Annotated in this window: 20 protein-coding genes; 10 read left to right on the plus strand and 10 right to left on the minus strand. The window is 69.6% G+C overall.

All coding sequences use genetic code 11. The features are described 5' to 3' along the window. Positions 1 to 824, minus strand: an 824-nt coding sequence (locus tag B3I25_RS03560; protein WP_286737827.1) for a glycosyltransferase, incomplete at its 3' end; no start/stop codon positions are given. Between the two features lie 118 nt (positions 825 to 942). Between B3I25_RS03560 and B3I25_RS03565 the strand changes: the two genes are divergently transcribed. Next, a complete protein-coding gene (locus B3I25_RS03565) occupies positions 943 to 2,739 on the plus strand; it encodes a DUF6350 family protein (RefSeq protein ID WP_286737828.1) in 1,797 nt (598 codons plus the stop codon). A gap of 110 nt (positions 2,740 to 2,849) precedes the next feature. Here the strand turns inward: B3I25_RS03565 and B3I25_RS03570 are convergent, their stop codons facing one another. After that, the gene (locus B3I25_RS03570) at positions 2,850 to 3,569 is read right to left on the minus strand and encodes a DUF308 domain-containing protein (RefSeq protein WP_286737830.1); all 720 of its coding nucleotides are present in this window, start codon (positions 3,567 to 3,569) and stop codon (positions 2,850 to 2,852) included. A 96-nt stretch (positions 3,570 to 3,665) separates the two neighbouring features. Between B3I25_RS03570 and purN the strand changes: the two genes are divergently transcribed. After that, a complete protein-coding gene (gene purN, locus B3I25_RS03575) occupies positions 3,666 to 4,259 on the plus strand; it encodes a phosphoribosylglycinamide formyltransferase (RefSeq protein WP_084118061.1) in 594 nt (197 codons plus the stop codon). Positions 4,260 to 4,316: 57 nt separating this feature from the next. Then, on the plus strand, positions 4,317 to 5,927 hold the full coding sequence (gene purH / locus B3I25_RS03580; protein WP_286737831.1) for a bifunctional phosphoribosylaminoimidazolecarboxamide formyltransferase/IMP cyclohydrolase: 1,611 nt from the start codon (positions 4,317 to 4,319) through the stop codon (positions 5,925 to 5,927). Between the two features lie 146 nt (positions 5,928 to 6,073). On the opposite strand, the gene B3I25_RS03585 is transcribed toward purH, so the two are convergent. Together B3I25_RS03585 and B3I25_RS03590 are read right to left on the minus strand one after the other, a co-directional pair. After that, positions 6,074 to 6,634 (minus strand): gamma carbonic anhydrase family protein, encoded by a 561-nt coding sequence (locus B3I25_RS03585; protein ID WP_052160784.1) that lies wholly within the window; start codon positions 6,632 to 6,634, stop codon positions 6,074 to 6,076. A 155-nt stretch (positions 6,635 to 6,789) separates the two neighbouring features. Next, the gene (locus B3I25_RS03590; RefSeq protein WP_286737832.1) at positions 6,790 to 10,146 is read right to left on the minus strand and encodes a beta-phosphoglucomutase family hydrolase; all 3,357 of its coding nucleotides are present in this window, start codon (positions 10,144 to 10,146) and stop codon (positions 6,790 to 6,792) included. A gap of 306 nt (positions 10,147 to 10,452) precedes the next feature. Between B3I25_RS03590 and glyA the strand changes: the two genes are divergently transcribed. Continuing rightward, a complete protein-coding gene (glyA, locus tag B3I25_RS03595; RefSeq protein WP_286737833.1) occupies positions 10,453 to 11,739 on the plus strand; it encodes a serine hydroxymethyltransferase in 1,287 nt (428 codons plus the stop codon). A gap of 1 nt (position 11,740) precedes the next feature. Next, positions 11,741 to 12,628: a bifunctional methylenetetrahydrofolate dehydrogenase/methenyltetrahydrofolate cyclohydrolase gene (locus B3I25_RS03600; RefSeq protein ID WP_064847188.1), complete on the plus strand. Its 888-nt coding sequence runs from the start codon at positions 11,741 to 11,743 to the stop codon at positions 12,626 to 12,628. Positions 12,629 to 12,784: 156 nt separating this feature from the next. Here the strand turns inward: B3I25_RS03600 and B3I25_RS03605 are convergent, their stop codons facing one another. Together B3I25_RS03605 and B3I25_RS03610 are read right to left on the minus strand one after the other, a co-directional pair. After that, positions 12,785 to 12,967 (minus strand): hypothetical protein, encoded by a 183-nt coding sequence (locus B3I25_RS03605; RefSeq protein WP_064847187.1) that lies wholly within the window; start codon positions 12,965 to 12,967, stop codon positions 12,785 to 12,787. Next, entirely contained in the window at positions 12,940 to 13,434 is a 495-nt protein-coding gene (locus B3I25_RS03610; RefSeq protein WP_286737834.1) for an MFS transporter, read from the minus strand. The genes B3I25_RS03605 and B3I25_RS03610 overlap by 28 nt, the downstream gene beginning before the upstream one ends. 120 nt (positions 13,435 to 13,554) lie before the next feature. Between B3I25_RS03610 and B3I25_RS03615 the strand changes: the two genes are divergently transcribed. The 5 genes from B3I25_RS03615 to B3I25_RS03635 all read left to right on the plus strand — a co-directional run bounded on the left by B3I25_RS03615 (position 13,555) and on the right by B3I25_RS03635 (position 17,919). Beyond that, positions 13,555 to 14,088, plus strand: coding sequence for a hypothetical protein (locus tag B3I25_RS03615; protein ID WP_064847185.1), 534 nt, complete (start codon positions 13,555 to 13,557; stop codon positions 14,086 to 14,088). A 35-nt stretch (positions 14,089 to 14,123) separates the two neighbouring features. Then, complete coding sequence (locus B3I25_RS03620; RefSeq protein WP_064847184.1) at positions 14,124 to 14,963, plus strand: exodeoxyribonuclease III; 840 nt, start codon at positions 14,124 to 14,126, stop codon at positions 14,961 to 14,963. Positions 14,964 to 15,042: 79 nt separating this feature from the next. Next, entirely contained in the window at positions 15,043 to 16,080 is a 1,038-nt protein-coding gene (gene trpS, locus B3I25_RS03625) for a tryptophan--tRNA ligase (RefSeq protein WP_231885637.1), read from the plus strand. An 86-nt stretch (positions 16,081 to 16,166) separates the two neighbouring features. Next, positions 16,167 to 16,739: a 2'-5' RNA ligase family protein gene (locus tag B3I25_RS03630; RefSeq protein ID WP_064847182.1), complete on the plus strand. Its 573-nt coding sequence runs from the start codon at positions 16,167 to 16,169 to the stop codon at positions 16,737 to 16,739. Further along, positions 16,726 to 17,919, plus strand: coding sequence for a YihY/virulence factor BrkB family protein (locus tag B3I25_RS03635; protein WP_286737837.1), 1,194 nt, complete (start codon positions 16,726 to 16,728; stop codon positions 17,917 to 17,919). The genes B3I25_RS03630 and B3I25_RS03635 overlap by 14 nt, the downstream gene beginning before the upstream one ends. A 68-nt stretch (positions 17,920 to 17,987) precedes the next feature. Here the strand turns inward: B3I25_RS03635 and B3I25_RS03640 are convergent, their stop codons facing one another. The 4 genes from B3I25_RS03640 to sdhC form a co-directional block, all read right to left on the minus strand. Next, positions 17,988 to 18,770 carry a succinate dehydrogenase iron-sulfur subunit gene (locus B3I25_RS03640; RefSeq protein WP_064847181.1) on the minus strand — a complete coding sequence of 261 codons (783 nt, stop codon included), beginning with the start codon at positions 18,768 to 18,770 and terminating at the stop codon, positions 17,988 to 17,990. Continuing rightward, the gene (gene sdhA, locus B3I25_RS03645) at positions 18,770 to 20,521 is read right to left on the minus strand and encodes a succinate dehydrogenase flavoprotein subunit (RefSeq protein ID WP_064847180.1); all 1,752 of its coding nucleotides are present in this window, start codon (positions 20,519 to 20,521) and stop codon (positions 18,770 to 18,772) included. The genes B3I25_RS03640 and sdhA overlap by 1 nt, the downstream gene beginning before the upstream one ends. A gap of 106 nt (positions 20,522 to 20,627) precedes the next feature. After that, positions 20,628 to 21,113, minus strand: coding sequence for a succinate dehydrogenase hydrophobic membrane anchor subunit (locus B3I25_RS03650; RefSeq protein WP_035963740.1), 486 nt, complete (start codon positions 21,111 to 21,113; stop codon positions 20,628 to 20,630). A 4-nt stretch (positions 21,114 to 21,117) separates the two neighbouring features. Further along, positions 21,118 to 21,495 (minus strand): succinate dehydrogenase, cytochrome b556 subunit, encoded by a 378-nt coding sequence (gene sdhC / locus B3I25_RS03655; protein ID WP_082943437.1) that lies wholly within the window; start codon positions 21,493 to 21,495, stop codon positions 21,118 to 21,120. Positions 21,496 to 21,766 lie beyond the last annotated feature (271 nt).

Here is a 21,766-nt window from a genome sequence, read left to right on the forward strand (position 1 = left end):
TGCACGAACACGTCCAGCGACGCCATGGCCGTGGCGAGTTCGGTGCCCGTGAGGAAGCCCTCGAAGTGCGCGTTGGGCAATACCGAGCGCAGCGACTCCTTCCCGGGGCCGGAACCGATGATCACGAGCCGGGTGTCCGGCAGGGCGTCGATCGCGGCGAGGTCTGCGACCTGCTTCTCGGGGGCCAACCGCCCCACGTATCCCACGAGCCGCTTGCCGCCGCCCACGCGCTCGCGCCACGCGTGATCGCGCAGCGCGGGACGGAACCGGCTCGTGTCCACTCCGCGGCGCCACATGTGCACCCGCTGGACGCCATGCTCGTGGAGTTGGCTGATCGACGCCGTGGAGGGAGCGAGCGTGAGGGTCGCACTGTTGTGCATCGCACGCACGTGGGACCACATGGCGGTCTCCAGCACGGACGCCCCGTAGCGTGCGGCGTAACCGGGCACGTCCGTCTGGTACACGGCCACGCACGGCAGACCCAAACCCTTGGCGGCCTGGATGGCCTGCCACCCGAGCACGAACGGGGACGCCACGTGCACCACGTCCGGGGCGAAGCGGGCCAGGATGCGCTGCATGCGACTCACGGTGCAGCTCGCCACGCGGACCTCGGGATAGCCCGCGAGCGGCAGAGACGGGATGCGCTCGATCCGTACGCCGTCCACGTGGTCCACCGAGCCCAGGAACAGGGTCTTCTCGTAGGAGGGGGCGATCACCATGGCCTCGTGCCCGTGATCCCGCAGGTGTTCCAGGACGCGGATCACCGAATGAGTGACACCGTTGACGTGGGGGAGGAACTGTTCGGCCACCAATGCAATTCTCACGGTTCCCACTGTGGGCCCGGCGCCTCACGGGGGAGTCACCCGGGGGTGGCCCGCAGGTGAAGTCCGGGCTAACTTCGCTGCCCGTGGTGCGCGGGTGAACGTGAAAAGATGTCCGGTGATGAAACTTCCCTCACTGCCCGGCGTGGTCTCGGGCGTACGCGACCGCTTCACGTCGCACGGTTCGTCCCCCGCGCGCGCCGCCGACGTGCCCCGCCCCGAACCGGACGACTCCCCGGGACTGCCCATGCCGCTCGCGCTGCAGGGCGTGATCGAGCTGCTCGCGGTGGCCGTGATGGGCCTGTTGCTGGGCACCGTGCTCCTGGGTGCGGTATGGGCTGCGGGGGGCTTCGCGACCCTGGGCGCGGGCGGGAGCCTGCAGCTCGCCGGACAGGTCTGGTTGCTCGCGCACTGCGTGCCCCTCACGATCCAAGCCATCCAGGGCCTGTCGCTGGACGGTGGCGGGACGGTCACGCTCGTGCCTCTAGGGCTCACGCTGATCCCGTTCGGCCTCGCGGTGATCGCAGGCCGCCGGATCGCCCGGGCGTGCTGGCGCGGTCAGTTCCTGATCCCGTTCTTCGCCGGGATGCTCGCGTACGCGCTCTTCGGGACCCTCGTGGGCTGGCTCAGCCGCACCGAACAAGTCTCGGTGGACCTCGTGGCGGCCGCCCTGTTGCCCCTGGTTCCGGCCGGGTTGGGCACCCTCGTGGGCGGGTGGAGCGCTTCGCGCTCGCTCGCCGCGGTGCTCGGGGCCGACGTCGCGTCCTGGTTGCAGCGCACGAGCCAGCACTCACGCTGGGCCGGTTCCTACGTGTGGGCCGTGATCCGCGCCGGTTTCCTCGCCGCGGTCACCGTTGTGGCGGCCGGTGCCCTGTTGTTCGTGGTGACGCTCGCGTGGAACTGGGACCGCGTGATCACGGTCTACCAGGACCTCGGTACCGGCGCTGCGGGGGACACCGCCCTGACGGCACTGCAGTTCGGGTACCTGCCCAACATGGTCGTGTGGGCGCTCACGTGGGCCACCGGTGCCGGCTTCTCGCTGGGCACCGGGACCCTGGTGTCGCCGTTCCAGAGCACGCTGGGACCGCTGCCGCAGTTCCCGGCGCTCGCCGCGCTGCCCACCGGTGACCCGTGGCTGTACGCCCCTGCGGTCCTGGGGTTGCCCGTGCTCGCGGGTCTGCTCGCGGGGTGGTGGTTCTGCCGCGAGGGTGAGAACCACCTGGACGACTGGATGGCCATCCGCCTGCCCCTGCGCTGGATCACGTTCGTGCTCTCCACCGTGCTCACGGCGGTGTTCATGGCCGTGGTGGGGGCGGGCCTCGTGACCGCGCTCGCGTGGCTCTCCAGCGGTTCGCTGGGCATCGGCAGGCTCACGGATATCGGCCCGCACGCGTGGCACGTGTTCCTGTGGCTCGGTGCCGAACTCACGGTGGGCGCCACCGTGGGGTGCCTGGTCGGGCCCTGGCTCGAACGCGAGGGCTACCGTTCCCGCTCCCGCGCCGAGGCGGACGAGCTCCCCGAGTCGGATTCCCCGGCCCCGGAGGACGACGCCGCTGTGGCCCACCACGACGCCCTGCCCGCCGCTGGCGCCGCGCACAGTTCCCGCTCGGCTTCCGGCCCCGGCGCCGGGCAGGATGCTCGCACGGCACCCGGTGGCCGTCCTGGATCCGGGGCGGACGTCCCGGACGGCGAGGTCACGACTCGGGGTGTCCGGGGTCTGTTCCGGGGCCGCGCGTCGCGCGCTGCCGCCGAGCCCGAGCGGGAGTCCCAGCCCCGCGGCGGGTCCACGGCCGTGGGACGATCGGCAGACGAACCGGGACTGTCCCGCCGTGAGGAGGCCAAGCGTCGTCGTGCGCAGCGCAGGTCCGAGAAGCGCAAGGCCGCGCGGCTGGCCGCCCTCGACGACGAGCGGGACTGAGACGACGATGAACCGCTCCTGACGCCGACGGCCTCGGGCGTCCCAGGACGTTGGACTGGGCCGATGACGAACCGCTCCCGATAGCAATGGACTCGCTGGGAACGGGCGTCTCAGGACCCGGGACCGGCGGAGGTCGGCGAGGTCGCCCCCGGTGTAGCACTCCCCGAAGGGGCAGGGTTCGAGGCGCCCGGCGTGGGCGTGACAAGGGAGGCCTCAGGCGTGGCGGTGGCCGTCGGATCGTCCTGCGGCGCACCCGTCTCGAGGGGCGCACCGGAGAAATGCTTCCACACGTTGTCGTTGAGCTGTTGCTCGCACCGGCTGGTCGAGGACAGCGTGAGGGCCCGATCGGTGCATTCCTGGTAGACCTGGGTGGCCGGCCACACGAGCAACCGGGTGCCACCGCCCAGCGCATTGATCACACCCCACACGATGGCCAACACCGCGAGCACCGTGATCAGGACCCGTGAGGACGAACCGCGGGAGCGCGCGAGCGCGATGATGCCCAGCACGATCCCGGCGATGGCGAGTACGAGCCCCGCCACGGTGGACCACACGTCACCCACCACGAGTGCGGAGGCGAGCACCGCGAGGGCCGCGGCCACCGCGGCGAACCGGAGCCGAGCGCCGTCGCCGTCGGAGGGGTCCCCGGACTGGGGGCCGCGAGATGAGGGCTTCTCACCGCGCGGGTCGCCGGCGTGCGGGCCTCCCTGCTGCGGGCCGCCGGAGTGCGGTCCCCCTGAGTGGGAACCCCCGGAAGGGGTGCCGCCGGAGGTCGAACCCATCGAGTGCGTGGCGTGGGGCGGCGTGCTCCGGTGGCGGGAATCGTGCATACCCACCACTGTAGGCGAGCGGACGGACCGAGCAGCGTCGCGGGCGCAGCACCGCCGCGGCGCCATCGAGGCAGCCTCGCTGGATAGAGTGGGCCCATGCGTTTAGTGGTTCTGGTCTCGGGCTCCGGTACGAATTTGCAGGCGATGATCGACGCCCTGCACCAGGGGGACGTGGAGGTGGATATCGCCGCCGTGGGTGCGGACCTGGAGTGCGCCGGTCTGGACCGGGCGCGCGCCGCGGGCATCGACACCTTCGTGGTGCCGCTGTCCGAGTACCCGGACCGGGAGCAGTGGAACCGTGCGCTGCAACGACGCGTGGCGTCCTACCACCCCGACCGCGTGGTGTTCGCCGGGTTCATGCGGATCGTGGACGCGGAGTTCGTGTCCGTGTTCCCGGGCCGGATCATCAACACGCACCCGTCCTTGTTGCCGTCCTTCCCCGGTGCCCATGCCGTGCGGGACGCCCTGGCCTACGGCGTGAAGGTCACGGGCGCCACGGTGCACGAGGTTGTCGCGGACGTGGACGCCGGACCCATCCTGGCCCAGGTCGCGGTCCCCGTGGCCGAGGACGATACCGAGGCCGTGCTGCACGAGCGGATCAAATCCGCCGAGCGCACCCTGCTCGTTAACGCGCTGGCGAAACTGAGCTGGGACGTCACGAGCACCGACCCCGATCTGCCCCGGTCGTAGACTGAACCGGGCTCCGGCCCGCCTACCGTCCGTACCCTCGTCCCGCCTGGAGAGCTCGTGAACACTGCCGACCTGAACCGTGTGCCGCTCAAGCGCGCACTGATCTCCGTGTACGATAAGACCGGTCTGGAGGAGCTCGCGCGAGGGCTGCACGACGCCGGCGTGAGCATCGTCTCGACCGGTTCCACCGCCGGGACCATCCGCGGCGCGGGGGTCCCCGTGACCGAGGTCTCCGAGGTCACCGGGTTCCAGGAGTGCCTGGACGGGCGGGTCAAGACCCTGCACCCGCGCGTGCACTCGGGAATCCTCGCGGACCGGCGCAAGCCGGAACACATGGATCAGCTCACCGAGCTCGAGATCGAGCCGTTCGACCTGGTGATCGTGAACCTCTACCCGTTCCAGGACACCGTGCGCTCGGGTGCGGAGCAGGACGCCGTGGTGGAGCAGATCGACATCGGTGGTCCGTCCATGGTGCGCGCGGCCGCCAAGAACCACGCCGCGGTCTCCGTGGTCGTGGATCCCGCCGGTTACCCGGACGTGGTGCGCGCGGCCCAGGAGGGCGGTTACGACCTCGCGGCCCGGCAGAAGCTCGCGGCGGCGGCGTTCGCCCACACCGCGGCCTACGACACCGCCGTGGCCACGTGGACCGCCCAGCAGTTCGAGCACGACCCCGAGGCGAACTTCTGGCCCCCGTACGCGGGTCTCGCGCTGCAGCGCGCGGAGTCCCTGCGCTACGGCGAGAACCCGCACCAGAAGGCCGCGCTCTACACGAACGACGCCGCGGCGCCCGGGATCGCGCAGGCCGAGCAGTTGCACGGCAAGGCGATGTCCTACAACAACTACGTGGACGCGGACGCCGCCGTCCGCGCCGCATTCGACTACGACGAGCCCGCCGTGGCCGTGGTCAAGCACAACAACCCGTGCGGCGTGGCCGTGGCCACCCCCGGCGCGCAGGACCCCATTGCGGACGCCCACCTCAAGGCCCACGCGTGCGACCCGCTCTCCGCGTACGGCGGTGTCGTGGCGGCCAACCGCACGGTCACGGCGGACATGGCCCGCAACCTCAAGCCCATCTTCACCGAGGTGGTCGTGGCCCCCGAGTTCGAGCCGGAGGCGCTCGAGATCCTCGGGGCCAAGAAGAACATCCGCCTGCTCGCGCTGCCCGAGGGCTTCGGCCGCGATCCCTTGGAGTACCGCGGGATCTCCGGCGGCGCACTGTTCCAGCAGGCCGACCGCCTCGACGCCGAGGGCGACGACCCTGCCGACTGGACCCTGGTCTCGGGTGACGCCGCGGACGAGAAGACCCTGGCGGACCTCGAGTTCGCGTGGCGTTCCCTGCGAGCCGTGAAGTCCAACGCGATCCTGCTCGCGAACGACGGCGCCTCGGTGGGCATCGGCATGGGCCAGGTCAACCGCGTGGACTCGTGCCGCCTGTCCGTGGAGCGGGCGAACACGCTCGCCGAGGATCACGCCGAACGTGCCCGCGGTGCGGTCGCGGCGTCGGACGCGTTCTTCCCGTTCGCGGACGGGTTGCAGGTGCTCCTGGACGCGGGCGTGCGCGCCGTGGTGCAGCCGGGCGGTTCCATCCGTGACGAGGAGGTCATCGAGGCGGCCCAGGCCGCGGGCGTGACCATGTACCTCACGGGGGCGCGGCACTTCTTCCACTGAGCGGCATCCACCGAGCCGCATCCACTGGGCGACACTCACTGAGCCGCTCCCGCCGGGCTACCGCGTTTTCACCCGGCGTACGACGACGCGCGGCCCCAGGCTTCCGGGGCCGCGCGTCGTCGTGTGTTGCGGTTGTCCAGGCGGGCTCAGGAGAACATGGCGCGGTGTTCCCGGGAGAGCTCGATGTAGTTCTGGGCGTTGCGACTCACGGCATGCTGCTCGTCCACGGACAGCTCCCGCCGGACCTTGCCCGGGACCCCGGCCACGAGGGAACCGGGCGGGATGCGTTCGCCCTCGAGTACCACGGTCCCGGCGGCGATCAGGCTCCCTCGGCCCACCACGGCGCCGTTGAGCACGGTGGCGTTCATCCCCACGAGGACGTCGTCCTCCAGGACGCACCCGTGGATCACCGCGTTGTGGCCCACGCTCACGCGCTCGCCGATGGTCGTGGGGTGGTCCGGGTCCGAGTGCACCGTGACGTTGTCCTGCAGGTTGGAGTTCGTCCCGATCCGCAGGGGGGAGCGGTCACCGCGCACCACGGCGCCGTAGAAGATGCCCGCCCCGGCACCCACCACCACGTCACCCACGATCGTGGCGTTGGGTGCCACGAAAGCGGAGCGGGCCACGGAGGGCCGGTGCTGACCGTAGGGCAGGATCAGGGGTTCGCGGGCGGCGTCGGCGCCCGCGGGCTCGGAGAACTGTGTCATGAGCCATAGCATAGTGCGCGCTCGCGCTCGTCACGACGCCGCCGGTAGCCGCCACTCGCCCGGCGCGTGGCCGGGGCTCGGCCCGGTGTGCGCCCGGTGAGCAGGCGCGCCCGAGCCGCGCGGCGTTGTCGTACGGCCACGGTTCGGGGCGGGGCTCAGCCTTCGCCGGCGTCGGAGATGAACCGGCGCCGCAGGGCGGCCATGGCCTTCTCGGGACGCCGGGACTCGCGGTGGCGCAGTGACACCGCGATCTTCTGCCCGCCCTTGAGCACGTACTCGGCGCCGTTGACGTGCACCGTGACCGGATCCGCCTTGACCGAGCTCGCCTCGAGCTCCAGGATGTCGTGGTCCAGCGAGACCTCGATGACCTGACCGCAGTACAGGACCGTGAAGTCCACGGCGTCCAACTCGCGGGGCAGGGCGGGCTGGAACTCAAGCCACTGGCCCCGCACGCGCAGCCCGGCGTACGCGCGGGTGATCACGTCCACCGAACCGGCCATGGCACCCAGGTGGATGCCCTCACCCGTTGTGCCGCCCTGGGTGTCGTCCATGTCGATCATGAGCGCGTCCTGGAACGAACCCCACGAGCGGTCCGGGTCGAGCCACGCGAGCACCGCGGCATTGACCACGCGGGACAGGGACGAACCGTTGGAGGAGCGTGCGATGTAGTGGTCCACGGTGCGCTGGATGGCGTCCAGGTCCGTGGTGTAGCCCATGCGCGCGAGTTCCTCGATCAAACCCTCGGGACCCAGCAGGTACACGAGCATGATCGTGTCCGCCTGCTTGGAGAGCTTGTAGTTGTTGGTCAGGTCGCCCTCGTTCTCGAGCAGCAGGTCCAGGCGGCCGATGTTGCGGTACTTGGTGCGGTAGAAGTCCCAGTCCAGTTCGGCGAGTTCGTCGTAGCCCTCGAACTGCGCGATCGTGCCGTCCGCGTTGAACGGGACGTACATGTTCTCGGCCATCTTGAGCCACTTCTGGACCTCCTGCGGGGAGATCTCGAAGCGGGATTCCAGGTCCTCACGCTGGTGCTCGACCATGTCGTGGAAGATGTGGGCCGAGTGACGGAACAGCCAGGACGTGAGCACGTTGGTGTAGGCGTTGTCCTTGAGCCCACCACCGTGCTGGCCCGCGGGGCCGTCGTGGTACTCGTCGGGGCCCATGACACCGGAGATGTGGTACTTGCCGTCGTGCGAGTCGTACTCCGCGAGGGACGCGAACAGGCGGGTGATTCCCACGATCAGCTCGGTCCCGTGGCCGGAGAGCCAGTCGATGTCCCCGGTGGACTCGTAGTACACCCACGCGTTGTACGCGATCGCCAGGCCCACGTGGAACTGGCGCCACGAGTTGTCCGGTAGCCAGCGCCGGGAGTGGTGGTTGTACAGCTCGGGCGGGGTCTCCTCGCGCCCGTCGGAACCGGACTGCCATGGGAAGGCCGCGCCGTAGAGACCGAAGTCCCGGGCATGCTGTTGGGCCATAGCCAGGCGCCGCCACCGGTAGGAGAGCAGGGACCGGGTCACGTGCGGCTGACGCATGTTGATCACGGGCAGGATGAACAGCTCGTCCCAGAAGATGTGGCCGCGGTAGCCCTCACCGTGCAGACCGCGGGCGGGGATGCCTGCGTCCCGCAGGGACAGGTGGGGGGCCAGGGTCTGGGCCGCGTGGAACAGGTGGGTGCGCACTGCGAGCTGGGTGGCCACGTGCTCGGGGGTGTCCTCCGCGGCCTCCAGGGTGACCTCGTAGCGGTCCCACAACCGGGCCCACTCGATCTCGTGAGAGGCCAGCAGCTTGCGCACCCCGAACGGCGTGCGGTTCAGCTCGGCGAGCGCTCCCTCGCGGGGGGAACCGATCGCGGCGTCGCGGCTCGTGACCACCGCGGTCGTGCTGTCCACGAGCACGAGGTTGTGCGGGTCGATCTGCACCGTGTAGCGGCGGAACTCGATCCCGCCGGGGCGCACCTCGCGGCGCTCGCGCACGGGGGTTTCGGACTCGATGCGCGTGCGCTGGGCCATCGCGATCTCGATTTTGGACTGGGAGGTGCGCACGAGGGACAGCAGGGTCTCGTGCTCGTCCGGCAGGGTCGTGGACTCGAGTAGCGCGAGGTGGTGGGCGTTGAGTTCCCGGTACTCGGCCACGCCGCTGTTGGTCACGGCGGGGTCCACACCGGTGCGCACGTGCAACCGCCCGCTGAATCCACGCGAGACGATCCGGGTCTCCTGGGCGCCCAGGTGGCGGTAGCGCAGGGACACCAGGCGGCGCTGGGTGATCTCCAGGCTGCGCGGGGGTTGGTCCGCGCCGGGGTCCTCGTCCGCTTCCGTGAGCACGAGCGTGCGGGTCAGCAGACCGCGGCGCAGGTCCAGTTCCACGCGTTCTTCGGAGGGCTTCATCCCGCCCTCGGACCACCACTGGCCCTCCGCGAAACGCAGGTCCAGGTGCAGCCAGTTGGGCACGTTGACCATGGACTCGTGTTCCACGTCCCGGCCGTTGATGTGGCTGAGCACCCGGTTGAACACGCCAGCCAGGTAGGTTCCGGGGTAGTGGACGGTGTTCGCGGCGAACTCACAGGCCGCGCCGCGCACGCCCATGTAGCCGTTGGCCAGGGTCAGCAGGGCCTCGCGGCGGGGCTCGGTGGCGGGGTCGAAACCGTCGAACACGAGCGCCCACGGGTCGTCCCGGCGCGCGCCCAGGTCCAGCTCGGCGACGTCGTTGAGCACCACGTGGGCGCCCGCGCGGTAGAGGCGTTCCCGGGCACCGTCCCGGTTGATCCCCACGACCAGGCCGAAGTCGCCGGCGGCACCGGCCTGGACGCCGGCCACGGCGTCCTCCACGACGACGCTCTCGCCGGGGGCCACGCCCAGCAGGCGTGCGCACTCGAGGAAGGTGTCCGGGGCGGGCTTGCCCGGCAGGTCGTGCGAGGCGGCCCAGTTGCCGTCCACGATGCGGTCGAACGAGTGCTGCAACCCGGCGGCCTCGAGGACCACGGCGCTGTTGCGGCTCGCGGTCACCAGCCCCACGGGCACACCGCCCTCGCGCAGCCGCTCGATCAGGGCCACGGTGCCCGTGAACACGCGCACACCGTGCTCGCGCAGCTCCTCGTGGAAGAAGCCGTCCTTCGCGGCGGCCTGGCCCTGCACGGTCCAGTCACCCGGCTGCGGGTCCTCGTGGCTCTGGGCCTCGGGGAGCATGGTCCCGCGGGCGGCGAGCAACGCGCGGACGCCGTCCTCGCGACGTCGTCCGTCCACGTACGTGCGGTAGTCACCGCCCATGTCGAACGGGCGCCGGTCCACCTCGGTGGCCGGGGCTACGGGCTCGAGGCGGGGATCGGTCAGCAACCGGTCGAAGAGCTTCTGCCACGCGCGGGCGTGCACCCCGGCGGTGTCGGTCACCACACCGTCCATGTCGAAGATCACGGCGGCGTACGGGGTGCGCACCACGTCTACGGGTTCCGGCGGCGACTGGCCGTCGGTGATGCGCGGCATGGAAGCGGTGAACGGGGCGGTGGGAAGAACGTTCACGGCGCGAGAACTCCTAACACGAAGGATCAGGACGTGGGACGGGACGATGCGAATGCTCGCGCTCGCTGAGCGAGAGCGGCAGCCCGGCTGCGCTGTGACGGCTGCCGCGCGCAGGGGGTACGCACGCGGTACGGGTACACATGCTACCCGCATTCGCTCCCCTGGCGGGAGCCGCCCGCCGAGGGCCCGGACGATCCAGAAACTCTACGAGCATCGCCGCGCTCGTGCCCCCGCCGTGCTGAGGCGCAACACCGCGGCGCGCGGATATGCTGGAGCGGACCCTCCCGCGCACAAAGAAGGTGGAGCATGACGGAATCCCTGGGACACCCTGTGACCAATCAACCGCTGTCGGAGGTGGACCCGGACGTCGCACGGGCCATCGAGGACGAACTGGGGCGCCAGCGCTCCACGCTCGAGATGATCGCGTCGGAGAACTTCGCGCCGCGCGCCGTGCTTGAGGCGCAGGGCTCGGTGCTCACGAACAAGTACGCGGAGGGCTACCCCGGCCGTCGCTACTACGGCGGTTGCGAGTACGTGGACGTCGTGGAGAACCTCGCTCGCGACCGCGCGTGCGAACTGTTCGGGGCGGATCACGCGAACGTGCAGCCGCACTCGGGCGCCCAGGCGAACACCGCCGTGATGGCCGCGCTCATGCAGCCCGGTGACACCCTCATGGGGCTGTCCCTGGCCCACGGTGGGCACCTGACCCACGGCATGAAGATCAATGTCTCGGGCAAGCTCTACAACATCGCCGCGTACGAGGTGGACCCGGACACCTACCGCATCGACATGGACAAGGTGCGCGAGCAGGCACTGCAGGCCCGGCCGAACGTGATCGTGGCCGGCTGGTCCGCCTACTCGCGCCAGCTGGACTTCGAGGCGTTCCGCTCGATCGCGGACGAGGTGGATGCCAAGCTGTGGGTGGACATGGCCCACTTCGCGGGTCTCGTGGCCGCGGGGCTGCACCCCAACCCGGTGCCCCACGCGCACGTGACCACCTCCACGGTGCACAAGACCCTCGCGGGCCCGCGCTCCGGTGTGATCCTCGCGGAAGCGGACCTCAAGAAGAAGGTCGATTCCGCGGTGTTCCCCGGCCAGCAGGGCGGGCCCCTCATGCACGCGATCGCGGCCAAGGCCGTGGCGTTCAAGATCGCCGCCACCGAGGAGTTCCGCGAGCGCCAGCAGCGCACGATCGAGGGCGCGCAGATCCTCTCCGAGCGGTTGAACTCCCCGGATCTCGCGGAGCACGGTGTGTCCGTGCTGACCGGCGGCACGGACGTGCACCTGGTCCTCGTGGACCTGCGCAACTCCGAGCTGGACGGCAAGCAGGCCGAGGACCTGCTGCACCAGGCGGGGATCACGGTCAACCGCAACGCGGTGCCGTGGGACCCCCGCCCGCCCATGACCACGTCCGGGCTGCGTATCGGGACCCCGGCGCTCGCGACCCGCGGTTTCGGCGCGGGCGAGTTCGAGGAGGTCGCGGACGTGATCGCCGAGGCCCTCAAGCCCGGTGCGGACGTCTCCGCCCTGCGCTCGCGCGTGGACGCCCTGACCGAGCAGTTCCCGCTGTACCCCGGCCTCGAGGAGTGGTGAGATGACGGCCCAGGTCCTCGACGGCAAGGCGACCGCGGCCCGGATCAAGGAAGAACTGACCGAGCGCGTGACCGCACTGCGCGAGCGGGACGTGGTGCCCGGTCTCGGAACCGTGATCGTGGGCGACGATCCCGCCTCGCACTCGTACGTGGCGGGCAAGCACCGCGACTGCGAGCAGGTGGGGATCGCCTCGATCCGTAAGGAACTGCCCGCGGACGCGTCCCAGGAGGAGCTCGAGCGCGTCATCGACGAGCTCAACGACGATCCCCGGTGCACGGGGTACATCGTGCAGTTGCCCCTGCCGCCGCACATGGACACCAACGCCGTGCTCGAGCGCATCGATCCCGCGAAGGACGCCGACGGGTTGCACCCCACGAACTTGGGGCGGCTGGTGCTCAACGTCAACGAGCCCATCACGTCCCCGCTGCCGTGCACGCCGCACGGGATCGTGGAGCTGCTCACGCGTCACGGGGTGGACCTCGCGGGGCGCCACGTGCTGGTGATCGGCCGCGGTGTGACCGTGGGTCGGCCCATCGGTTTGTTGCTGACCCGCCGGGAGATCAACGCGACCGTGACCCTGGCCCACACGGGCACCCGCAACCTGCCCGAGCTGCTCGCGCAAGCGGACGTCGTGGTGGCCGCGGCGGGGCGCCCGCACATGATCGGGGCGGACCAGATCAAGCAGGGTGCCGTCCTGCTCGACGTGGGTGTCTCCCGGGTCGAGGACACGGAGACCGGCAAGAAGAAGCTCACGGGGGACATCGACCCGGCCGCCGCCGAGCGCGCCTCGTGGCTGTCGCCCAACCCCGGGGGCGTGGGTCCCATGACCCGGGCCATGTTGCTCGTCAACGTGGTGGAGTCCTGCGAACGGGCCGTCGAGTCGGCCTGATCCCGTAGCCTTCCGGTCACGACGCCGCGCGGCCGTCTCGTTCGTTCGAGCCGGCCGCGCGGCGTCGTCGTCCCCGGGGTCTGTGCGGCACGCGGGCGGCCGTAAAGCCCGGGAGTCCGCGGTCCGAACACGTGCCGGGAACGAGGTGCGCGGGGCTCAGCCCCGGGATGGCTCCTCGGGGGTGTGTCGGCGCATGTCCGCGATCCCGATCCCCATGGCGATCAGCACGATCACAGTGATCACCGCGAAGCTCGCCGTGAACGCGGCATCCCAGTCGGCGCGGGCGAGCACACCGAAGGTCACCGCCGTGATCAGGGCGGTGCCGATCGCGGTGCCCAACCGAACAGCCCGAACGCCTTGGCGCGCTCCCGACCCTGGAAGTACTCCTGGATCATGCCCACCGTCTGGGGGTTGAGCATCCCGGATCCGAGGCCCTGGATCACCCGGCCGATGTTGCGCACCGTGGTGTTGGGCGCGAGACCGCACAACAGCGAGGCCCCTGCGAAGACCGCGATCCCCGCGATGAACAGCTTCCGGCGGCCGAACACGTCCCCCGCGCGGCCGCTGGCCACGAGCAGCACCCCGAACGCGAGCGCGTACCCGGTGAGCACCCACTGGAGTGCCGAGGAACTCGCCTCCAGCTCCTGCTGGATGGAACTCAGGGCCACGTTCACGATCGAGACGCTGATGAGGGACATGAACAGGGGAACGAGCAGGACCCACAGGATGCGGCGTCGTTCGGCGGGGTCCAGTGCGGGGGAGTCGTCCCCGGGGGAGCGCGGAGAGTCCGCGGAAGATGTGCTCACCCTCTCTTGATACCCCCTCGGGGCCCGGTTGTGCCAAGGGGCTCGGGCGACGCCGGCGGGTCGGGTCCCCGGGGACCGGCCCGATTCGGTGCGCCCCGCGCGGTTTGAGACAATGGGTTCATGCAGTCGATCGGATCAGCACACACCCGCGCCACCGACTCCCCGGACGCTCCCCGCACCGGACGCACCGCCCTGTGGGGGACGGTGATCGGGCTGGCCGTCCTGGCCGTGATCTTCGCGGTGGCCCTGATCCAGGCCGCCAACTCCAACTCCCTGCTCGGCTGGATCCTCGCGGGGATTGCCCTGGGCTGGCTCATGCTCGCGGTGTGGGCGCTGAGCATGGTGCGCAAGGCCGCGGCGTACGGCCGTGAGCAGGTGCGCCAGGCGCAGGAGCAGTTCCAGGCCCAGCACGGCCGCGCTCCCGCCGCCTCCGCGTCCGCCGGCGCGGGTCAGTCCCTGCGGGACGAGAAGCTCGCCCACGGCATGCAGGTGATCCTGGTGCAGTCCAAGGTCGTGAAGGAACAGCTCTCCGGCGCCGAGCCCGATCCTGAGCAGATCCAGCGGGCCCTGGAGACCATCGACATGACCGCGGCCAACGGGCTGCGCAGCCTCAAGGACTCCTCGAAGCCCGTGAGCGGTACGGTGGTGGACTGAGAACCACCCCGTAACGAGCGAGGAGACACAGGCACATGGCGGATTCCCAGCAGACGGTGCGCATTGCCACGGTGAACGTGAACGGCATCCGAGCGGCGTACCGGCGCGGGATGGCGGACTGGCTCGCCCCGCGCGGCGTCGACCTGTTGTGCCTGCAGGAGGTGCGCGCGCCGGACAAGATCACGCGCGAGCTGCTCGACGAGGACGTGTGGGACGTGCGGCACACCGAGGCCGCCGCCAAGGGCCGCGCGGGCGTCGCGATCGCTACGCGCCGCGACGCGTTCGACGGCGCCCTGCTTCCCACCGAGTCCCGCGTGGGCATCGGGGACGAGTACTTCGACGACTCCGGGCGCTGGATCGAGAACGACGTCCGCCTGCCGGACGGCACCACACTGACCCTGGTCTCCGCGTACGTCCACTCCGGCGAGGTGGACACACCCCGCCAGGACGACAAGTACCGCTTCCTGGACGCGATGCTCACCCGCATGCCGCAACTGGCCGAGCGCGGCGATCATGCCCTCGTGGTGGGTGACCTCAACGTGGGCCACACCGAGCGGGACATCAAGAACTGGAAGGGCAACGTCAAGAACGCAGGCTTCCTGCCGCAGGAACGGGCGTACTTCGACAAGTTCTTCGGGGACGTGGGCTACGTGGACGTGGCCCGCAGCCTCGCCGGGGACGTCCCTGGGCCCTACACGTGGTGGTCCTACCGCGGCAAGGCGTTCGACACGGACGCCGGGTGGCGCATCGACTACCATATGGCCACCCCCGGGCTCGCCGCGGCCGCCCGGAGTGCCGTCGTGGACCGGGCCGCCGCGTACGACACGCGCTTCTCCGACCACGCTCCGCTCGTGGTGGACTACCGCCTCTCGTGAGGTCCCGTGCGTCGGCGGACGACGACGCCGCTGCCCGCACCGCACCTCCCCGCCTCCCATGACCGAGAACCGAAAGAAGATGTCGACCGTGACCGAACAGAACACCGCCCCAAATCCCACACCCCGCGTGGTGTCGGGCGTGCAGCCCTCCGCGGACTCCCTGCACCTGGGCAACTACGTGGGAGCGCTGCGCAACTGGGTGGACATGCAGGACGACAACGACTGCGTGTTCTTCGTGGCGGACCTGCACTCGATCACCGCGGGCCAGGACCCGGCCACGATGTCCGAGCGCACCCGGGTCACGGCCGCGCAGTACATCGCCGCGGGCATCGACCCCGAGCGCTCCACGCTGCTCATCCAGTCCCAGGTGCCGGAGCACACGCAGTTGTCATGGGTGCTCAACTGCATCACCGGTTACGGGGAGGCCGCGCGGATGACCCAGTTCAAGGACAAGTCCCTCAAGCAGGGGGCGGAGAACACCACGGTGGGGTTGTTCACCTACCCCGTGCTGATGGCCGCGGACATCCTGGTGTACCAGGCGAACCAGGTCCCGGTGGGGGAGGACCAGCGCCAGCACCTCGAGCTGACCCGCAACCTCGCGCAGCGGTTCAACTCCCGGTTCGGTGAGACGTTCGTGGTCCCGGACGCCAAGATTCTCGAGAACTCCGCGAAGGTCTACGACCTCGCGAACCCCACGGCCAAGATGTCCAAGTCCGCGCCGTCGGATGCCGGGCTCATCCGCCTGCTGGATCCCGCGAAATCCAACGCCAAGAAGATCAAGTCCGCCGTGACGGACGACGGCACCGAAGTGCGCTTCGACCGCCAGGCCAAGCCGGGGATCTCCAACCTGCTGACCATCTACTCGTCCCTCACGGGCACCCCGGTGGACACCCTCGTGGCCGAGTACGAGGGCAAGATGTACGGCCACCTCAAGGTGGACCTGGCCGAGGTGGTCACCCAGACCCTGGACCCCATCCAGAAGCGCGCCCAGGAACTGCTCGACGATCCCGCCGAGCTGGACCGGCTGCTGGCCCGGGGCGCGCACAAGGCCCGGGAGATCGCGGCCCGCACGGTCACGGACGTCTACGAGCGGATGGGCTTCCTCCCCGGCGCGTGAGCCGCCGGGCGGGGCCCCGTGCGGCACGCCGTGTGGCGCCAGACGCCGTGGGATAGTCTGGACGGGGCCGACCTGAGGAGGATCGTGTGAGCGAGGGACATCCTTCCCCCACCGTGCGCCCGGGCCGGGTGTACGCGGGTGTGGTCATCCGGCTGCCCGAACCCATGGGCCAGGAGTTGCAGGACTGGCGTTCGTCCTTCGGGGACGCGCAAGCGGGCTCGGTCCCCGCGCACATCACACTCATGATCGCCGAGCGCGGGGAGGACTGGGCGGACCTCGTGTCCCACATCCGGGAGGTTGCCGACCGCTGGCAACCGTTCCACGTGGAGATCCGCGGCACGGGGACGTTCCGACCCGTGACCCCGGTGGTCTACCTGCGCATCGAGGGCGGTCACGACCAATGCGTGCAGTTGCACTGCGATCTGAGCGAGCACCACCTGGAGTCCGCGTCCCCCTTCGACTTCCACCCCCACGTGACGCTGGCCCACGGCACCACGGAGGAGGGGCTGGACCGCGCCCAGCACGTGCTGCGCACGTACCACGCGTCCTTCCTGGTGGACCACATCGACCTCTACGAGGGGGACGAACACGGTGCGTGGCACGTGCGGGACCGCCTCCCCTTCGGCGGGGCCGGCACGGACGACCGTGACGCACACTGACCCGCCCCCGGTGGTCCCCGCCCTCACGGACCGCACTGGACTGCACGCGGAACACCGGCGCCTGCGCGAAGTACGCCGACAGCTCGCCGCCGAGGGGGCACCCCTGGGCAGGCGGGCCGGCGCCCTGGGTGCGTGGTTCTTCGCGCGGTTCATGTCGGTGTTCCCCGTGCGCGTGGTGGCGCACTACATGTTCCACGGCGGGCCGCTCATGTCCGCCGGGCTCGCGTACCAATTGCTCTTCGCGTCCTCGTCCCTGCTGGTGATCTGCTTCGCAGCACTCGCCACGTTCCTGGGAACCGACTCGCCGCTGCAGCAGACGCTCGTGGCGGGTCTGGTGCAGAACATCCCCGGACTCCTGGACGTGGGGGACGGTAACGGGGGAGTCATCCCGCTGAGCCTGCTCGAGAACACGGGGCCCTTCACCGTGGCCTCCACCGTGGCGCTCGCGGTGTTGTTGTTCACCGCGTGGCGCTGGGTGGCCGGTATCCGGCTGGCCACGCGGCGGATGTTCGAACTGCCGCCCGCCCCCGGGGTGCCCGTGGCGGCCGTACCGCGCGATCTCGCGTGGCTCGTGGTGATCGGGATCCTGCTGCTCGCCTCCGCGACCGTGAGCGTCTTCGCGTCCGGCGCCGTGGACGGGGTGCTGGGGTGGCTCGGTCAGCTCGGTCTCACGCGCCTGCAGCCGTGGTTGGACGGCGGGGCCAAGTCCGCGGTCACGCTCGGCGTGGGTCTGCTCGTGGACATCCTGATGAGCCTGGCTCTGGTGAGCGGGGTCGCCCAGCTCAAACTGCATCGCACGGCCCTGCTGGCCACCATCGTCACGGGTGCCCTGGGCTCGCAGGTGCTGCGCTACGGCGGCAGCGAAATCATCGCCCGCAGCGCGGACAACCCCTATCTGCTCTCGTTCGCGGTGCTCGTGGGTGTACTGCTGTGGTTCAACCTCTACGGGCAGGTTCTGTTGCTCGCGGCCGCCGTGGGCGCGCTCGTGCAGGCGGACATCCGAGGGGCCCGCGCCCAGCCGGAGCGCGAGGACCGGGCCGTCACGGTCGTGGCGGCGACCTCCCTGCCCGATGCCGCTCGGGGCCTCGGACACGCAACTCCCGTCCGCTTCGACAGGCCGGTGGCGGGCAGCAGCCCCGCGGTAGGTAGTGGCCCCGCGGCGTCGTCGTCGGAGAGCTGAAAGCCCGGGAAAGACCGCGGCCCCGGGATCCACGAGGGATCCCGGGGCCGCGGTCGTGCCACGAGGGGTCACAAGGCGGAGGCGAAGACCGCCTTCTTGACCTCGGCGATGGCCTTGGTCACCTGGATGCCGCGGGGGCACGCCTCGGTGCAGTTGAAGGTGGTACGGCAGCGCCACACGCCTTCCTTATCGTTGAGGATCTCCAGGCGCATGTCACCGGCCTGGTCACGCGAGTCGAAGATGAACCGGTGCGCGTTGACGATCGCGGCCGGGCCGAAGTACTGCCCGTCCGTCCAGAACACCGGGCACGAGGACGTGCACGCGGCGCAGAGGATGCACTTGGTGGTGTCGTCGAAGCGCGCGCGGTCCTCCTGGGACTGGAAGCGTTCTCCGGTGGGGGTGTGGTCCTCGTTCACCAGGAACGGCATGATCTCGCGGTAGGACTGGAAGAACGGTTCCATGTCCACGATCAGGTCCTTCTCGCACGGGAGGCCCTTGATGGGCTCCACGAGGATGGGCTTGGACAGGTCCAGGTCCTTGAGAAGGGTCTTGCACGCGAGCCGGTTGCGGCCGTTGATGCGCATGGCGTCCGAGCCGCACACGCCGTGTGCGCACGAGCGGCGGAAGGACAGGGAACCGTCCAGCTCCCACTTGACCTTGTGCAGGGCGTCCAGCACGCGGTCGGTGCCGTACATGGTTAGGTTCCACTCGTCCCAGTGCGCCTCGGAGCTGAACTCGGGATCATAGCGGCGGACCTTGAGCACCACGTCGTACGTGGGGATCGACTCCTCGCCCTTGTCGCCGGGCTTCTGAGCGTCCTGGGTCTGGTTCTCGGTGGCTGCAGTGGACATCAGTACTTACGCTCCATCGGCTCGTAGCGGGTCATGATCACCGGCTTGGTCTCCTGCCGGATTCCCGCGGTGGGGGACGACGGGTCCTCGTACACCATGGAGTGGACCATGAAGTTCTCATCGTCTCGGTTGGGGAAGTCCTCGCGGAAGTGACCACCGCGGGACTCCTCGCGGTGCAGGGCGGCCACGGACATCACCTTGGCCAGCTGCAGCAGGAAACCCAGCTCCACGGCCTCCAGCAGGTCCAGGTTGAACCGCTTGCCCTGGTCCTGGATGGAGATGTGGGAGTAGCGCTCCTCCAGAGCGGCGATGTCGTCCAGGGCCGTCTGGATGGTCTCGGCCGTGCGGAACACCTGCATGTTGGCGTCCATGGTGTCCTGCAGGTCCTTGCGAATGGCCGCGACCTTCTCGTCACCGTGCGGGCTGCGCGCGTTGTTGAGCAGCGCCTCGGTGCGCTCGGTGGCGTTGTCGGGGATCGGCAGGAACTCGGCGTCCCGCGCGTATTCCGCGGCGTAGATTCCGGAGCGCTTGCCGAACACGTTGATGTCGAGCAGCGAGTTGGTGCCCAGACGGTTGGAGCCGTGCACGGACACGCACGCGACCTCACCGGCGGCGTAGAGACCGGGAACCGTGTTCTCGGAGTCCTGGAAGACCTCGCCCTTGATGTCGGTGGGGATGCCACCCATGCAGTAGTGCGCGGTGGGGAACACGGGCACCGGCTCAGTGTAGGGCTCCACACCCAGGTAGGTGCGGGCGAACTCGGTGATGTCCGGGAGCTTGGCGTCGATGTGCGCCGGCTCCAGGTGGGTCAGGTCCAGCAGGACGTAGTCCTTGTTGGGGCCGCAACCGCGGCCCTCACGGACCTCGTTGGCCATGGAACGGGCCACGATGTCACGGGGGGCCAGGTCCTTGATGGTGGGGGCGTAGCGCTCCATGAAACGCTCACCCTCGGAGTTACGCAGGATGCCACCCTCACCACGGGCGGCCTCCGAGACCAGGATGCCCAGGCCCGCCAGGCCCGTGGGGTGGAACTGCACGAACTCCATGTCCTCGAGGGGCAGGCCGTTGCGGAACGCGATCGCCATGCCGTCGCCCGTGAGGGTGTGGGCATTGGACGTGGTCTTGAAGACCTTGCCCGCGCCACCGGAGGCGAAGATCACGGACTTGCACTGGAACACGTGCAGCTCGCCGGTCGCGAGATCGTAGGAGACCACACCGGCGGGGCGGCGGCCCTCCGGGGTGTCCACCATGATCAGGTCCAGGACGTAGTACTCGTTGTAGAACTCCACGTTGTGCTTGATGCACGTCTGGTAGAGGGTCTGCAGGATCATGTGACCGGTACGGTCCGCGGCATAGCACGCGCGGCGGACGGGGTTCTTACCGTGGTCGCGGGTGTGTCCACCGAAGCGACGCTGGTCGATCTTGCCCTCGGGGGTGCGGTTGAAGGGCAGTCCCATGTGCTCCAGGTCCAGCACCGCGTCGATGGCCTCCTTGGCCATGACCTCCGCGGCGTCCTGGTCCACCAGGTAGTCGCCACCCTTGACGGTGTCGAACGTGTGCCACTCCCAGTTGTCCTCCTCGACGTTGGCGAGGGCGGCGCACATGCCGCCCTGGGCCGCACCGGTGTGGGAACGCGTGGGGTAGAGCTTGGTCAGTACGGCAGTGCGGGCGCGCTGGCCGGATTCAATGGCGGCACGCATGCCGGCGCCGCCGGCGCCGACGATTACCACATCGTACTTGTGAACCTGCATACCAGATGTTCTTTCTATGTGGGTGAGTGGGAGAAGTATCGGGTCCCGGCCGCTCGGGCCGCGACGACGCACGACGGCGGAGCCGGGGGCTCCGCCGTGGCCGCGATCACGCTCCGGGGCAGAAGGACGCCAGCAGCGCGGGGTCCGCACCGGCGGGGCACGGCTCGAAGGTGAAGATCACCATGGTGCCCAGCAGGATCACGAAGCCCGAGGCCACGAAGAGCAGCACCTTGAGCCAGAAGCGGGTGGTGTTGCGATCGGCGTAGTCGTCGATGATGGTACGGATACCGTTGGTGCCGTGGAGCATGGCCAGCCACAGCATGACCAGGTCCCAGACCTGCCAGAACGGGTTGGCCCACTTGCCGCCCACGAACCCGAAGTCGATCGCGTGCACGCCGTCCCCCACCATGAGGTTGACGTAGAGGTGACCGAACACGAGCACGAGCAGCACCACGCCCGACATGCGCATGAACAGCCACGCGATCATCTCGAAACTGCTGCGGGACGAACCGGCGCGGTTGTACTTCACGCCGTCCACCTGAAGGTCCCGGCTGCGGGGGACGCTGATCTTGGTCTTGAGAGGAGTGCTCACGGAATTAACCCCCGAAAACGACTGAGAGGTGACGGATGAGGAACGGGATCATCACGATGACCCAGAGGGCGATGACGCCCCAGAGCAGGCCCTTCTGGTTCTTGGTCCCGCCCTTCCAGAAGTCGATCAGGATGATGCGCAGGCCGTTGAAGGCGTGGTAGACGATCGCGGCCACGAGGCCGGCCTCGCCGAGACCCATCACGGGGTTCTTGTAGGTCGCCATCACTGCGTTATACGCCTCGGGGGATACACGCACGAGGGCGGTGTCGAGGACGTGGACCAGCAAGAAGAAGAAGATGGCCACGCCGGTAATACGGTGGGCGACCCAAGACCACATGCCGTACTGGCCGCGGTAAAGGGTGCCCCTGGTTGAGTTCGCCACGGAATGTCCTCCCTGTGTCGCTCGTCGTCGTGCGCACCGAAGAATGGTCGAAGAAGAAGGCAGCGTTCTCGCGCGAGTGCACGGCGATGGCGGAGCCCTGGCTGGCTCTGTCATGGATGATGCGGTAGTTCTCGTCAAAGATACCAGCCCCCCGCACATTTCCTGACAACGTGTCTGCAAGTGTGCCCCCCGGAATAGCGCGGAATTAGCGCATTGTTCTGTGTCTGAATCGGCTCCGGCCGTGCGCCGTCCGAACGCCCCGCGAGCGGCC

This window comes from Kocuria sp. UBA1838 (assembly GCF_002338785.1).
Lineage (GTDB): Bacteria > Actinomycetota > Actinomycetes > Actinomycetales > Micrococcaceae > Kocuria > Kocuria marina.